This is a genomic window from Streptomyces sp. NBC_00425 (assembly GCF_036030735.1).
Classification (GTDB): domain Bacteria; phylum Actinomycetota; class Actinomycetes; order Streptomycetales; family Streptomycetaceae; genus Streptomyces.
In genome coordinates this window covers 6,012,427-6,026,055 of the sequence record NZ_CP107928.1, presented here as the reverse complement: position 1 = coordinate 6,026,055, position 13,629 = coordinate 6,012,427, and the positions used below count along the sequence as shown (strand labels likewise).

Annotated in this window: 14 protein-coding genes, 1 tRNA gene and 1 pseudogene; 6 read left to right on the top strand and 10 right to left on the bottom strand. The window is 69.9% G+C overall.

Features of this window, described 5'->3' with window-relative positions; translation table 11 throughout:
* Positions 1 to 24: 24 nt before the first annotated feature.
* The gene (locus OHS82_RS26315) at positions 25 to 1,386 is read left to right on the top strand and encodes an SGNH/GDSL hydrolase family protein (protein ID WP_328434653.1); all 1,362 of its coding nucleotides are present in this window, start codon (positions 25 to 27) and stop codon (positions 1,384 to 1,386) included.
* Positions 1,387 to 1,519: 133 nt separating this feature from the next.
* Here OHS82_RS26315 and OHS82_RS26310 read toward each other — a convergent pair whose 3' ends face one another.
* The 4 genes from OHS82_RS26310 to OHS82_RS26295 are packed head-to-tail and all read right to left on the bottom strand — an operon-like array spanning position 1,520 to position 4,993.
* On the bottom strand, positions 1,520 to 2,347 hold the full coding sequence (locus tag OHS82_RS26310; protein ID WP_328434652.1) for a DUF1707 SHOCT-like domain-containing protein: 828 nt from the start codon (positions 2,345 to 2,347) through the stop codon (positions 1,520 to 1,522).
* Positions 2,348 to 2,356: 9 nt separating this feature from the next.
* Entirely contained in the window at positions 2,357 to 3,382 is a 1,026-nt protein-coding gene (locus OHS82_RS26305) for an ABC transporter ATP-binding protein (protein WP_328434651.1), read from the bottom strand.
* Positions 3,379 to 4,143 carry an ABC transporter permease gene (locus tag OHS82_RS26300; RefSeq protein ID WP_057574831.1) on the bottom strand — a complete coding sequence of 255 codons (765 nt, stop codon included), beginning with the start codon at positions 4,141 to 4,143 and terminating at the stop codon, positions 3,379 to 3,381. The genes OHS82_RS26305 and OHS82_RS26300 overlap by 4 nt, the downstream gene beginning before the upstream one ends.
* Before the next feature lie 49 nt (positions 4,144 to 4,192).
* Entirely contained in the window at positions 4,193 to 4,993 is an 801-nt protein-coding gene (locus OHS82_RS26295; protein WP_057574462.1) for an ABC transporter permease, read from the bottom strand.
* A 229-nt stretch (positions 4,994 to 5,222) separates the two neighbouring features.
* Here OHS82_RS26295 and OHS82_RS26290 point away from each other — a divergent pair, with 229 nt between their 5' ends.
* Positions 5,223 to 7,658 carry a transglycosylase domain-containing protein gene (locus OHS82_RS26290; RefSeq protein ID WP_328434650.1) on the top strand — a complete coding sequence of 812 codons (2,436 nt, stop codon included), beginning with the start codon at positions 5,223 to 5,225 and terminating at the stop codon, positions 7,656 to 7,658.
* A gap of 121 nt (positions 7,659 to 7,779) precedes the next feature.
* Here the strand turns inward: OHS82_RS26290 and OHS82_RS26285 are convergent, their stop codons facing one another.
* Positions 7,780 to 8,136, bottom strand: coding sequence for a GroES family chaperonin (locus OHS82_RS26285; RefSeq protein ID WP_057574460.1), 357 nt, complete (start codon positions 8,134 to 8,136; stop codon positions 7,780 to 7,782).
* A gap of 66 nt (positions 8,137 to 8,202) precedes the next feature.
* On the bottom strand, positions 8,203 to 8,532 hold the full coding sequence (locus OHS82_RS26280) for a DUF3618 domain-containing protein (protein WP_057574459.1): 330 nt from the start codon (positions 8,530 to 8,532) through the stop codon (positions 8,203 to 8,205).
* Between the two features lie 93 nt (positions 8,533 to 8,625).
* Here OHS82_RS26280 and bcp point away from each other — a divergent pair, with 93 nt between their 5' ends.
* The 3 genes and pseudogenes from bcp (at position 8,626) to OHS82_RS26265 (ending at position 9,606) form a co-directional block, all read left to right on the top strand.
* Positions 8,626 to 9,093: a thioredoxin-dependent thiol peroxidase gene (gene bcp / locus OHS82_RS26275; RefSeq protein ID WP_057574458.1), complete on the top strand. Its 468-nt coding sequence runs from the start codon at positions 8,626 to 8,628 to the stop codon at positions 9,091 to 9,093.
* Positions 9,094 to 9,267: 174 nt separating this feature from the next.
* Positions 9,268 to 9,523: pseudogene (locus OHS82_RS26270) on the top strand (HNH endonuclease signature motif containing protein); the annotation flags it as partial.
* Positions 9,523 to 9,606: transfer RNA gene (locus OHS82_RS26265), tRNA-Leu, on the top strand. The pseudogene OHS82_RS26270 and the gene OHS82_RS26265, both read left to right, overlap by 1 nt.
* Positions 9,607 to 9,662: 56 nt before the next feature.
* On the opposite strand, the gene rdgB is transcribed toward OHS82_RS26265, so the two are convergent.
* The 4 genes from rdgB to OHS82_RS26245 form a co-directional block, all read right to left on the bottom strand.
* Positions 9,663 to 10,265, bottom strand: a complete 603-nt coding sequence (gene rdgB, locus OHS82_RS26260; protein WP_057574830.1) for an RdgB/HAM1 family non-canonical purine NTP pyrophosphatase — start codon at positions 10,263 to 10,265, stop codon at positions 9,663 to 9,665.
* Between the two features lie 46 nt (positions 10,266 to 10,311).
* Positions 10,312 to 10,728: a hypothetical protein gene (locus tag OHS82_RS26255; protein ID WP_057574457.1), complete on the bottom strand. Its 417-nt coding sequence runs from the start codon at positions 10,726 to 10,728 to the stop codon at positions 10,312 to 10,314.
* A 111-nt stretch (positions 10,729 to 10,839) separates the two neighbouring features.
* A complete protein-coding gene (gene rph / locus OHS82_RS26250) occupies positions 10,840 to 11,577 on the bottom strand; it encodes a ribonuclease PH (RefSeq protein WP_057574456.1) in 738 nt (245 codons plus the stop codon).
* A 107-nt stretch (positions 11,578 to 11,684) separates the two neighbouring features.
* Positions 11,685 to 11,918, bottom strand: a complete 234-nt coding sequence (locus tag OHS82_RS26245; protein WP_057574455.1) for a glucose PTS transporter subunit EIIB — start codon at positions 11,916 to 11,918, stop codon at positions 11,685 to 11,687.
* A gap of 190 nt (positions 11,919 to 12,108) precedes the next feature.
* Here OHS82_RS26245 and OHS82_RS26240 point away from each other — a divergent pair, with 190 nt between their 5' ends.
* Positions 12,109 to 13,407 carry a PTS transporter subunit EIIC gene (locus tag OHS82_RS26240; protein WP_057574454.1) on the top strand — a complete coding sequence of 433 codons (1,299 nt, stop codon included), beginning with the start codon at positions 12,109 to 12,111 and terminating at the stop codon, positions 13,405 to 13,407.
* Positions 13,408 to 13,629: the final 222 nt, after the last annotated feature.

Sequence of the window (13,629 nt, the reverse complement as noted above, 5' to 3'; positions counted from 1 at the left end):
CCTCACGAGGAGAACCACACCCGCATGACCGCCAAGCATCATGGTTATGCCCTGCTGGCGGCGATCGTCGCCCTCGTCGTGGGCGTGTCCGCCGTCATATACCTCGGCGTCGCCTCCGGGGACGGCGCGGGCGCCGGCTCCGGGCGCCGCTCCGCCGGGGACACGGTCGCCGCCGGCCCCGCCCCGGGCAACGCGGCTCCCGTCTCGACCGGCGTGTGGGTCGGGTCCTGGGCCGCCGCACCGGCCGGCGGGGAACCGGGCACCGAGGCCCACGGCATGGCCGGCCGCACCGTCCGCAACGTCGTCCACACCGGTGTCGGCGGCACCAGCGCCCGGATCACGCTCTCCAACCTCTACGGCAGCCTGCCGCTGACCGTCACCCACGCCACGCTCGCCGTCGCCGCAGCCGACGACAGCGCGGCCGCGGACCCCGCCACCCTGCGCCGGCTCACCTTCGGCGGAGCCGCCACCGTCGTCGTCCCGGCCGGCGGGCAGGCCGTCAGCGACGCCGTCGCCGTCGTCGTCCCGCACGACGCCGACATCCTCGTCAGCACCTACTCCCCGACCTCCGCCGGCCCGGTGACCTACCACCCGCGCGCCCGGCAGACGAGCTACGTCGCCGACGGCGAGTCCACCGAGGACGTCACCGGCGCCTCCTTCACCGCGACCAGCGTGTACTGGCGCTACCTGACCGCGCTGGACGTGCTCAGCAACGAGGCCGACGGCACCCTCGTCGCCTTCGGCGACTCCATCACCGACGGAGTCACCTCCACCGCCGGCGAGAACCGCCGCTGGCCCGACGTCCTCGCCGGCCGACTGCGCACGGCGCTCGCCGCCGGCGGATCCGTCGACGGGGACACGCCCCGCTACGGCGTCGTCAACCAGGGCATCAGCGGCAACCGGGTCCTCGTCGACGACCCGCTGCGCGGCGCCGGCGGCATCCACCGCTTCGACCGGGACGTCCTCGACCGGCCCAACGTGAAGGCCGTCGTCGTCGACCTCGGCATCAACGACATCCTGCGCGACCCGAACCCGTCCGGCCCACAGGCGATCGTGGCCGGCCTGCGCACCCTCGTCGACCGTGCCCACGCCCGCGGCGTCCGGGTCGTCGGCGCCACCCTCACGCCGTTCCGCGGCCACCGCGGCTACACCGACGCCCGCGAGCGCGTCCGGCAGCAGGTCAACGCGGCGATCCGCACGGGCGGCCTGTTCGACGAGGTCGTCGACTTCGACAAGGCGCTGCGCGACCCCTACGACCCGCGCAGCCTGCGCTCCGAGTACGACTCCGGGGACCATCTGCACCCCAGCGACCGCGGCTACCGGACGATGGCGCGGACCGTCGACCTGAGCGAACTCGCCGGCCCGGCCGCCCCCGCACGGCTCTGACGACGGCGGCGCCGAAAGCGGCGTCCGCCGGTCACGACGACCACAGGCCGCGACGACCACGGGCCGCGACCGCGACGCGCTGCGACCGCGACCCACCGCGACGGCGGCCCGCGGCGACGGCGCGTCGCCCCGCCTACTCCTCGCGGCGGCGTTCCCGCCGCTCCTCCCGCCGCCCGCGCCCCTCCTCGGGACCGAGCCCGAGGCCGTGCCCCCGCAGCAGGTCCTTGTGGCCCTCCAGCATCCGCCGGTGCGCCTCCTGCACGTCGTCCCGGAAGGAGGCGTGCAGCTCGCGCCTCGCCGCCTTGCGGTCCAGCCTCTCCTGGCGCCGCGCGGCCCGCGTCATCTTGCGCTCCACACCGACCCCGCCCCAGAACGCGAACCCGCTCACCACCACCCGCGGCGCCCCCGGCTCGCCCACCACGCCGCTCTCCCGCTGGTCGAAGCCGCCCATCACACCGATCCCGCGCACGACGACCTCCACCCCCGGCGGCACCGTGATCTGCACCCCGCCCATGACCGCGAAACAGTTGATCTCGACCTCCCCGGCCGAGAAGTCCGCCTCACGCAGGTCGATCTCCCCGCCGCCCCAGAAGGCGACGCACGTGAACCGCCGCGGCACCGTCCAGCGGCCCTTGCGCTGGAAGCCCGACATCACCGCCACCGCCCACGTCGACGACCCCTCGCCGCCCACGATCCGCCCGGCCCAACCCCCGTCCCGGGACGGCTCCTTCTGCAACGACACCACAGGCGGCGCCGCCACCCCCCGCGCCGGCAGATCACGCGTGATCGGCGCCAACTCCCGGTACGTGCGCGCCGCGTAGGTCTGCTCCAGCCGCTCCTCGAACTCCGCCATGTCCAGACGGCCCTCGGCGACCGCGTCGCGCAACACCTCGGCGACCCGCTCACGATCGGCGTCGGAGGCACGGAGGTCCGAACGGTCCGGGACTGCGTCGTCGGTCATGCCCGCAGCCTACGAGTTCCCGGCCCCCGGCACTACGGTCTCCCGCTCCTCCGAGGACCCGCCGCCCCCCGCCCCGTACAACATCCTGGCGATCACCGCCTCGATGTCCGGCTCCCGCACCGACAGGTCCACCAGCGGATACTCCGCCGCGATCCGCGCGACCAGCGCCGCCGCCGACCCCGACGCCGGGAACGCCAGCCACTGACGCGGACCCTCCACCCGCACCACCCGCGCCGCGTCCCCCACCTCGATCGGCGGCGACTCCCGCTCCAGATCCACCACCAGCGTCCGCTCGCTCTCCCCCACCTCGTGCAACCCCGCGAGCGCGCCGTCGTACACCAGACGGCCGTGGTCGATGACCATCACCCGCGAACACAACTGCTCGATGTCCTGCAGATCATGGGTGGTGAGCAGCACCGTCGTACCCCGCTCGGCGTTCAGCTCGCGCAGGAACCCCCGCACCCGCGCCTTGGACACCACGTCCAGACCGATCGTCGGCTCGTCGAGATACAGCACCTCGGGATCGTGCAGCAACGCCGCCGCGATGTCACCGCGCATCCGCTGCCCCAGCGACAACTGCCGCACCGGCACCTCCAACAGGTCCGCCAGATCCAGCAGTTCCACCAGCCGGTCGAGATTTTCCCGGTAACGCCCGTCCGGGATGCGGTACATGCGGTGCATCAGCCGGTACGAATCGATCAGCGGCAGATCCCACCACAGCGTCGTCCGCTGCCCGAACACCACCCCGATCCGGTGCGCCAGCCGCGTCCGCTCCCGCGACGGATCGATCCCCGCCACCCGCAGCCGGCCACCGCTCGGCGTCAGGATCCCCGTCAGCATCTTGATCGTCGTCGACTTCCCTGCACCGTTCGGCCCGATGTAGCCGACCATCTCCCCCCGCGCCACCGAGAACGACAGCTCGTCGACCGCCCGCACCTGCCGCAGCTCCCGCCTGAGGAACCCCGTCCGCCTGCGCACGTCGAAGACCTTCTCGACCCGGTCCACCTCGATGAAAGCGTCCTCGGACACACTCAACTCCCCGTACTCCGATACGACCTGAGACCCACCCGCCACGCCAGCCCCGCCGCCACGCAGCACAACAGCGCCGCCACCGGCGAGGCGAACGCCGCCCACCCCGGCAACCCCAACGGATACGGCCGCCCCAGCACATAGGCCGCCGGCACCCAGTTGACGAACGCCAACGGCAGCACGAACGTCACCGAACGCAGCAACTCCCTGCCGAACACCGTCGGCGGGTACTGCAACAACGTCTGCCCGCCGAACGTGAACGCCGCCTGCACCTCCGCCGCGTCCTGCGCCACGAACTGGAACGCCGCACCCGCCACGAACACCGCCGAGAAGATCAGCCCGCCGCACACCACCATCACCGGCACCAGCAGCACCTTCACCGGCGTCCACGCCACGTCCAGCGACACCAGCGCCCACCCCAGCACCAAGCCGCCCTGAGTGATCCGCGAAACCCTCCGCAACGCGAACCGGTCCGCCGCCACCTGCGCCAGCACCGGCGCCGGCCGCACCAGCAACATGTCCAGCGTCCCGTCACGCACCCGCGTACCCAGCCGCCCCGCCGACCCGATCGCCAGATCCGCCACCCCGAACGACATCGCCGACAACCCGTACAGCAACGCGATCTCCGGCAACGTGTACCCGCCCAACACGTCCACCTGCGAGAACATCAACAAGATCGCGACAAAGTCCAACCCCGTCACCAGCAGACCGCCCACCACCGTCATCGCGAACGACATCCGGTACGTCAACGTCGACCGGATCCACATCCCGGCGATCAACCGGTACGCCCGCAACCCCTCCGCCAGCCGGCCGCCCTCACCCACCCTGCACCACCACCCGCCGCGTCGCCGCCCCCTGCACCAGCCGGCCCACCGCCAGCAGCACCACAGCCCACCCCGCCTGGAACGCGAACGCCGACCACACGTCGACGCGCCCCATCAGCACGTCCGCCGGGGTCTGCAACAACGCCGACCACGGCAGCAGCATCACGATGTCCCCCAACGGCTGCGGAAACGCGTTCAACGGCAACGCCATCCCCGAACAGAACACCCCCGTGACCATCAACACCTGCAACGCCCCCGTGCCGTCCAGCAGCCAGAACCCGCTCAACGCCACCAGGAACCGGATCGCGTAACTCACCACCATCGCCAGCACCACCGCCACCAGGAACGCCGCCCACACCCCCGCCTCCCCCGGCAACGCCGTCGGGAAGAACAACGCCCCGAACACGAACGGGATCACCCCCCGCCCCAGCAACTGGAACAACGCCCGCCCCAGATCCGTCGCCAGCCACCACGCCTGAAGATCGGCCGGCCGGTACAGGTCGACCGCCACCTCACCCGTGCGAATGCGCTCGATCAGATCCGTCTCGAAACCGCCGCCCTGGATCGCCAGCGTCGCGAACAACGCCTGCCCCAGCCACACGTACGTCACCGCCTGCGCCTGGTCGTAACCCCCCAGGTGCGGCCGCTCGTCCCACAACGCCAGATATGTGTAGACGAGGATCAGGCCGAAAACGGTGTTCGTGAACACCCCCGCCGCCGTCGCCACCCGATACGTCGCGTACCTTCGGAAGCCCCCCGCCGCGACGGCCGCGTACAACCGCGCCGTTCCCAAGGCAACCCTCCTCCTCGCCCAACAGTCACCTGGGTGCCCCCTGCGACACCGAAACGCAGGAGCCTAGTGCGCCGCCCCCGCCGCATGCCACGCGTTTTCCGGCACAACACGCGTGGATTGTCGGGAACGGAACGCCCGGTGCGAGAGTCTTCAACAGGGGGCGCAGAGAAATACCGAGGCGTACGAGGCGTACGGGCACGTACGACGCGAAACAGGAGTCCGGCAACACATGAGCGACGAGCCGCAGCCGCAGCAGCCGACCGAGGGCACCGCCCCCGGAGAGCCCGAGGCGGGTGACGGAGGGAACAGCAAGAAGGTGAAGCGACCCAAGCGCACCGGCTGGCGCCGCCTGCTGCCCACCTGGCGGATGGTGCTCAGCACCATCGTCCTCGGCCTGCTGCTCCTCGTCGGCCTGTTCTTCCTCGGCTACTCCATGGTCGAGATCCCGCCGGCCAACGCCCTCGCCACCAAGCAGTCCAACGTCTACCTCTACGCCGACGGCACCGAGATCGCCCGCGACGGCAAGGTCAACCGCGAGAACGTCGACCTCGCGCAGATCTCCAAGGACGCCCAGCACGCCGTGCTCGCCGCCGAGGACCGCGACTTCTACACCGAGTCCGCCATCGACCCCAAGGCGATGCTGCGGGCCGGCTGGAACACCGCCACCGGCAAGGGCAAGCAGTCCGGCTCCACGATCACCCAGCAGTACGTGAAGAACTACTACCTCGCGCAGGAGCAGACCGCCACGCGCAAGGTGAAGGAGTTCTTCATCGCGATCAAGCTCGACCGCGAGAAGTCCAAGGACGACATCCTCGAGGGCTACCTCAACACCAGCTACTTCGGCCGCAACGCCTACGGCATCCAGGCCGCCGCCAAGGCCTACTACGGCGTCGACGCCCTCAAGCTCAGCCCCGCCCAGGGCGCCTACCTCGCCGCCCTCGTCAACGCGCCCAGCGAGTACGACGTCATCGCCCACCCCGAGAACCGCAGGGCCGCCGAGGCCCGCTGGAACTACGTCCTCGACGGCATGGTCACCAAGGGCTGGCTCACCGCTTCCCAGCGCACCGGAATGAAGTTCCCGAGCCCCAAGGAGACCTCCGGCGCCGACAACGGGATGTCCGGACAGCGCGGCTACCTCGTCAACGCCATCAAGGACTACCTGCGCGACAACAAGATGGTCACCCAGGCGGAACTCGACGCCGGCGGCTACCGCATCACCACCACCCTCGACAAGAAGAAGCAGAACGCCTTCGTCGACGCCGTCAACGACCAGCTGATGAAGAAGCTCGACAAGAAGAACCGCAAGGTCGACACCTACGTCCGCGCCGGCGGAGCCGCCGTCGAGCCCAAGACCGGCAAGATCCTCGCCCTGTACGGCGGCGTCGACTACGTCAAGCAGTACACCAACAACGCCACCCGCCAGGACTTCCAGGTCGGCTCCACCTTCAAGCCGTTCGTCTTCACCTCCGCCGTCCAGAACGACTCCACCACCCAGGACAACCGCAGGATCACGCCCAACACGATCTACGACGGCACCAACAAACGCCCCGTCCAGGGCTGGAGCGGCCCCTCCTACGCGCCCGAGAACGAGGACTACGTCAACTACGGCGACATCAACGTGCGCACCGCCACCGACAAGTCCGTCAACTCGGTGTACGCACAGATGGCCGTCGACGTCGGCCCCGCCAAGGTCAAGCAGACCGCGATCGCCCTCGGGCTGCCCACCGACACCCCCGACCTGCAGCCCTACCCCTCCATCGCGCTCGGCACCGCCACCGCCAGCGTCCTGGACATGGCGCAGGCCTACGCCACCCTCGCCAACCACGGCAAGCACGGCATGTACACGATGATCAGCAAGGTCACCAAGGACGGCTCCGACGTCGTGGAACTGCCCGCGTACAAGGCCTCCCAGGTCGTCAGCCGCGAAGCCGCCGACACCACCACCTCCGTCCTGCGCAGCGTCGTCCAGAACGGCACCGCCAGGAAGGCCCAGGCCGCCGGCCGCCCCGCCGCCGGCAAGACCGGCACCGCCGAAGACGACCAGGCCGCCTGGTTCGCCGGCTACACCCCCGACCTCGCCACCGTCGTCGCCGTCATGGGCCAGGACCCGGTCACCGCACACCACAAGTCCCTCAAGGGCGCCCTCGGCCTGCCCCGCATCAACGGCGGCGACGCCCCCACCCAGATCTGGGCCCAGTTCACCGAGGACGCCCTCAAGGGCAGCCCCGCCAAGGACTTCGACCTCACCCTCCAGGAAGGCGGCGGCGACTCCGCCACCCCCTCCGACCCGGCCGACGACCCGGACGAGCCCTCCGACGACCAGACCGGCGGCAGCACGCCGAGCGACGGCACCAAGGGACAGACGCAGGGACAGAGCCAGGGCCAGTCCCAGGGGCAGACCGGCGGCGGCACCACGACCAACGGCAACACCACCGGAGACGCCACCACCGGCACCACCGGGGGCGGCACCGGGGGCGGCGGAACGTCGACCGGCACCGCGAACGGCGGATCGGCGACCAACGGGACGACCAGCGGCACCAGCTCCGGCACCACCGACGGCGGCGGCACGTCGGCCGGCGCCACCGACGGCGGCGGGGGCGGCGACGCCGGCAACTCGGCCGGCACCACCGTCGGCCCCCAGCTCACGCCCACCCGCCGGGAATGACCCTCGCCCCGCCGACCCGGTGACCGCACCGCGGCGGCCGGTCAGTGACCGACGGGGCCCGCGTGAAGACACAGCACAAAGGGCTGGTGACGACAGTCACCAGCCCTTTGTGGCCCCACAATCAGAGATACAGCCCCGTGGAGTCCTGCGACCCCTCGAACCGGTCCGCGGCCACGGCGTGCAGGTCGCGCTCCCGCATCAGCACATACGCCACGCCCCGCACCTCCACCTCCGCACGGTCCTCCGGGTCGTACAGCACACGGTCGCCCGGCTCCACCGTCCGCACGTTCTGCCCCACCGCGACCACCTGCGCCCACGCCAGCCGACGCCCGACGGCCGCAGTGGCGGGAATCAGAATCCCGCCACCCGAACGCCGCTCGCCCTCACCGGCCTCCTGCCGCACGAGCACACGGTCGTGCAGCATCCGGATGGGCAGCTTGTCGTGCTGCGGATCGAGGTCGTCTCTCTTGGCGCTCACACCACTGAACCTACCTGCCCGCGACGCCCCCGTGAGCGAGCGGGGGTGGTGACGCCCCCGAGCGGATCAGCCCCTGCGGCGACGCGGACCGAAGGCCAGCAGCCCCACGACCCCCACAACCACGAGCGCCACCGGCACCACCCGCTCCAGCCGCGGCGCGCCCTCTTCGTCCACGAACTGCGCCTTCACGTCACTCACCACCCGGTTCACCTGCACATACGCCCGGCCGAGGGTGTGATCGACGTTGGCGACGACCTTGGCCTTGACGTCCCCGACAATGGTCTTCGGGTGCACCCGCACCCCGATCTCGTCCAGCGTCTCCGCCAGCACCTCGCGACGGGCCCTGATGTCCGCCTCGATCTGCGCCGGGGTCCTGGTGTCCGACGTCTCCGCCACGGTCAGCCTCCGAAGTCACCTGGGTCCTGTTCCGGACAGTCTGTCAGCTCCACCCTCGCCCGCACCGCCAGGACCCCCGGTTACGCTGGACCGATGAGCGAGCGACTCCAGCCCGGGGACGTGGCCCCCGCATTCACCCTCTCCGACGCCGACGGCAACCAGGTGTCCCTGTCGGACCACAAGGGCCGCAAGGTCATCGTCTACTTCTACCCGGCCGCCCTGACCCCCGGCTGCACGAAGCAGGCCTGCGACTTCACCGACAACCTCGACCTCCTGACCGCCGCGGGCTACGACGTCCTCGGCATCTCCCCGGACAGCCCCGAGAAGCTGGGCAAGTTCCGCGACAAGGAGTCCCTGAAGGTCACCCTCCTGGCCGACCCCGAGAAGACCGCCCTCGACGCGTACGGCGCGTTCGGCGAGAAGAAGAACTACGGCAAGACGTACATGGGTGTCATCCGCTCCACGATCGTCGTGGACGAGGAGGGCAAGGTCGAACACGCCCTCTACAACGTCCGCGCCACGGGCCACGTCGCCAAGATCATCAAGGACCTGGGCATCTGAAGTCCCCACTCCGCAGACAGGCGGCCCGCATCGGACACCCCGACGCGGGCCGCTCCACGTTTCACGCGTGACTGTCCGATAAACGGTTCGTCACTCCGTACGAGACCACGAACGGGTGGCCGGAAGACGGAGGGGATTCGAATGGGCGCGAGCGCGTACACCAAGGAGCGGCTCGCCAGGCGGTACCCGAGCAGTCGGCTGAAGCGGGCGATGAGCGAGTTGGGCATGGAGGAGCGATGCGTCCTGTGCGGGATCGAGGGGGTGCGGGGAACCGTTGCCTCTGGAGGTCGACCACATCGACGGCGACTGGAGTGACGATCGACGGGAGAATCTGCGGTTGCTGTGCCCCAACTGCCACGCCATCACCAGCACCTGGTGCAGGGGAGGCAGAAGCCGGGAAGCAACTCCCGGTACGATGACAGACGGCTAGCGGCGGTGGTGCAATGGCGACACAGCAGACTTAGGATCTGTGGCCCCGATGGGGGCTTGAGGGTTCGAATCCCTTCCGCCGCACACTAACGGCCTGCGAATCGAAAGGAATGATTCGCAGGCCGTTTCTGTGGCCCACCTCAGCCCAGCAGCTCCCGTACCGCCGGTACCAGCCCTCGGAACGCCTTGCCTCGGTGGCTGATCGCGTTCTTCTCCTCCGCCGTCAGTTCCGCGCACGTGCGCGTCTCGCCGTCGGGCTGGAGGATCGGGTCGTAGCCGAAGCCGTTCGTGCCCGTGGGCGCGAAGCGCAGGACGCCCGTCAGCCGGCCCTCGACGACGCGTTCCGTGCCGTCCGGGAGGGCCAGGGCCGCCGCGCAGGCGAAGTGGGCGCCGCGGTGTTCGTCCGCGATGTCGGACAGCTGGGCCAGGAGGAGGTCGAGGTTGGCCTTGTCGTCGCCGTGCGTGCCGGACCAGCGGGCCGAGAAGATGCCGGGGGCGCCGTTCAGGACGTCCACGCAGAGGCCCGAGTCGTCGGCGACGGCCGGGTGGCCGGTGGCCCGGGCGAGGGCGTGGGCCTTGAGGAGCGCGTTCTCGGCGAAGGTGACGCCGGTTTCCCTGACGTCGGGGATGTCGGGGTAGGCGTCCGCGCCGACGAGGTCGTGGGGCAGTCCTGCGTCGGCGAGGATCGACCTGAGTTCGGTGATCTTTCCGGCGTTGCGGGTGGCGAGGATCAGGCGGGTCATGTCCACCAGTATCCCGGCCGCCGCGGCCGGCCAGGCCGGCCCGGCGCTAGGGCGTGCAGACCTTCGTCAGTTCGCCCGCTGCGTCCGTGACGGGGCTGACGTCGGGGGTGTTGTCGCCGTTCTTGACGGCGGTGCGGACGTTCGCGACGGCTTTCTGAAGGTCGTCGACCGCCTTGTTGACGTCGGCGTTGTCCGTCTTGTCGCCTATCTTGTCGAGGTTGTTCTCGATGGAGGTCAGCGACTCCTGCGTCTGGGTCGGGTCGTTCGCGGCGTTCTCCACGGCCTGCTGGAGGTCGGTGACGCTGTCGGCGATCGAGTCCGCGGTCTGGACGCAGTCGAGGGCCTTGTTGACCGCGTCGCAGCCGGTGGCCGTCAGTCCCAGGGTGAGGGCGACGGCCGCCGTGGTGGCGGCGATGACGGTTCGGCGACGCCGGAGTGGGCGTCGGCTCGCGGCCGTGGACATAACTGTGTTCCTCCTCTTGTCAGGCCCAGGAGGCCCCCGTCGGTGTACTGGCCTAGACGCGACGGCGGGCGGACCGGTTGCCCGCGCCCGCCGCCGTTCTTGGTGTGCTCTTTACTTTTCGAGGACGGCGGCGAGTGCCGTGCGCTGGAGCGCGGTCAGTTCCGCGCAGCCGGAAACGGCGAGGTCGAGGAGGGAGTTGAGTTCGTCGCGGGCGAACGGCTCGGCCTCGGCGGTGCCTTGGACCTCGACGAAGCGGCCGTCGCCGGTGCAGACGACGTTCATGTCGGTCTCGGCGCGGACGTCCTCCTCGTAGCGGAGGTCGAGGAGCGGGACGCCGCCGACGATGCCGACGGAGACGGCGGACACGGTGCCGGTGAGGGGCTGGCGGCCGGCCTTGATCAGCTTCTTGCCCTGGGCCCAGGAGACGGCGTCGGCCAGGGCGACGTACGCGCCGGTGATGGCGGCGGTGCGGGTGCCGCCGTCGGCCTGGAGGACGTCGCAGTCGAGGACGATGGTGTTCTCGCCGAGGGCCTTGTAGTCGATGACGGCGCGCAGGGAGCGGCCGATGAGGCGGGAGATCTCGTGGGTGCGGCCGCCGATCTTGCCGCGGACGGATTCGCGGTCGCCGCGGGTGTTGGTGGCGCGGGGCAGCATGGAGTATTCGGCGGTGACCCAGCCTTCGCCGCTGCCTTTGCGCCAGCGGGGGACGCCTTCGGTGACGGTGGCGGTGCAGAAGACCTTGGTGTCGCCGAAGGAGACGAGTACGGAGCCTTCGGCGTGCTTGCTCCAGCCGCGTTCGATGGTGACGGGGCGGAGCTGTTCGGGGGTGCGGCCGTCGATGCGAGACATGGCGCTGAGCCTAGCCGTACGCGCGAAGGGGCTCCTCCCGTGGTGTCGGGAGGAGCCCCTCACGGGTGAGTGCTCGGAGTCGAGGTCTCACGGGTGGGCGTGTCGGCTCACATCATGTCTTCGATCTCGGCTGCGATGGGGTCGGCGTCGGTGCCGATGACGACCTGGATGGCGGTGCCCATCTTGACGACGCCGTGGGCGCCGGCGGCCTTCAGGGCGGCTTCGTCGACGAGTGAGGCGTCGCTGACCTCGGTGCGCAGGCGGGTGATGCAGCCTTCGATCTCTTCGATGTTGTCGAGCCCGCCGAGTCCGGCGACGATCTTCTCAGCCTTGGTGGCCATGTTCGGTCTCCCTGAATTCCCTGGTGCCGGCCGTGATTGCGTGTCGGACCGCTGGTGGCAGTAACCCACCGTTGGCCCAGCTTCGCGAGCGATTGCGTCGGGTGTGGCGAAGGATGACGTCAGTGATGACGTCGCCGCAACCCAATCGTCCGTAGCTGGTCTACACCACCTGACAGGCGGTCGCCAAACGATGAGTGCCGAGAGCGCCCGGTCCGAGGTCAGTCCCGCGCGAAGGCGCTGGCAGAGTGCGTTCCAGGGTCTGCAGAAGATGGGCCGGAGTCTGCAGTTGCCGATCGCGGTGCTGCCGGCCGCGGGCATCCTCAACCGGCTCGGTCAGCCTGATGTGTTCGGGGACGACGGGCTGGGCTGGACGAACGTGGCGAAGGTGATGGCGGGTGCGGGCGCGGCGCTGCTCGACGGTTCGCTGGGGCTTCCGCTGTTGTTCTGCATCGGTGTGGCGATCGGTATGGCGAAGAAGTCGGACGGTTCGACGGCGCTGGCGGCGGTGGCGGGATTCCTCGTCTACTACAACGTGTTGCGGCAGTTCCCGGAGGACTGCGCGCCCGGTTCTAAGGTGATTCCGAACATCGGGTGCCAGGCGACCGACAACACGGTGGGGGCGTTCGCGTATCAGAATCCCGGGGTGTTCGGCGGGATCGTGATGGGTCTGCTGACGGCGTTCCTCTGGCAGCGGTACCACCGGACGAAGCTGGTGGACTGGCTGGGGTTCTTCAACGGGCGGCGGTTGGTGCCGATCATCATGGCGTTCGTCGCGATCGCGTTCGCCGCGTTGTGCCTGTGGGTGTGGCCGCCGATCGGCGACGCGCTGGAGAACTTCAGCGACTGGCTGGACGGGCTGGACGCGTGGGGTGCGGGCATCTTCGGGGTCGCGAACCGGGCGTTGCTGGTGATCGGTCTGCACCAGTTCCTGAACGTGCCCATCTGGTTCCAGTTCGGGAGTTACACGAAGCCGGACGGTTCGGTGGTGCACGGTGACATCAACATGTTCCTGGCGGGTGACCCGGACGCGGGGCAGTTCACGTCGGGCTTCTTCCCGATCATGATGTTCGCGTTGCCGGCGGCGGCGCTGGCGATCACGCACTGCGCGCGGCCGGGGCGGCGCAAGGAGGTCGGGGGCCTGATGCTGTCGGTGGCGTTGACGTCGTTCGTGACGGGCATCACCGAGCCGATCGAGTACTCGTTCCTGTTCGTCGCGCCGTTGCTGTACGCGGTGCACGCGGTGCTGACGGGTGTGTCGATGGCGGTGACATGGGGGCTGGGCGTGCATGACGGGTTCAGTTTCTCGGCGGGGTTGATCGACTACGTCATCAACTGGAACCTGGCGACGCGGCCGTGGGCGATCGTCCCGATCGGTCTGTGTTTCGCGGCCGTCTACTACGTGATCTTCCGGTTCGCGATCACGAGGTTCGATCTGAAGACGCCGGGGCGGGAGCCGGAGGAGGAGCGGGAGGACGTCACGAAGGCGTGAGCGGAGGTCTGCGGCGCGCGGTCGGCGACGGCGGTTCGCGACGGCGGTCGGCGCACTGATCAGAGGGCCCCCGGGACTCGGTTCCCGGGGGCTCTCGCGTGCGCGGAGTGCACACGGTGCGCATCGGAACGAACGTGCAAGATCCGGCACGGGGCGTAGTTCTTCGGTTGCACGTTTGACGGGTTCCTTATATCGCCACCATCGTGCTAGAACATGGTCTAC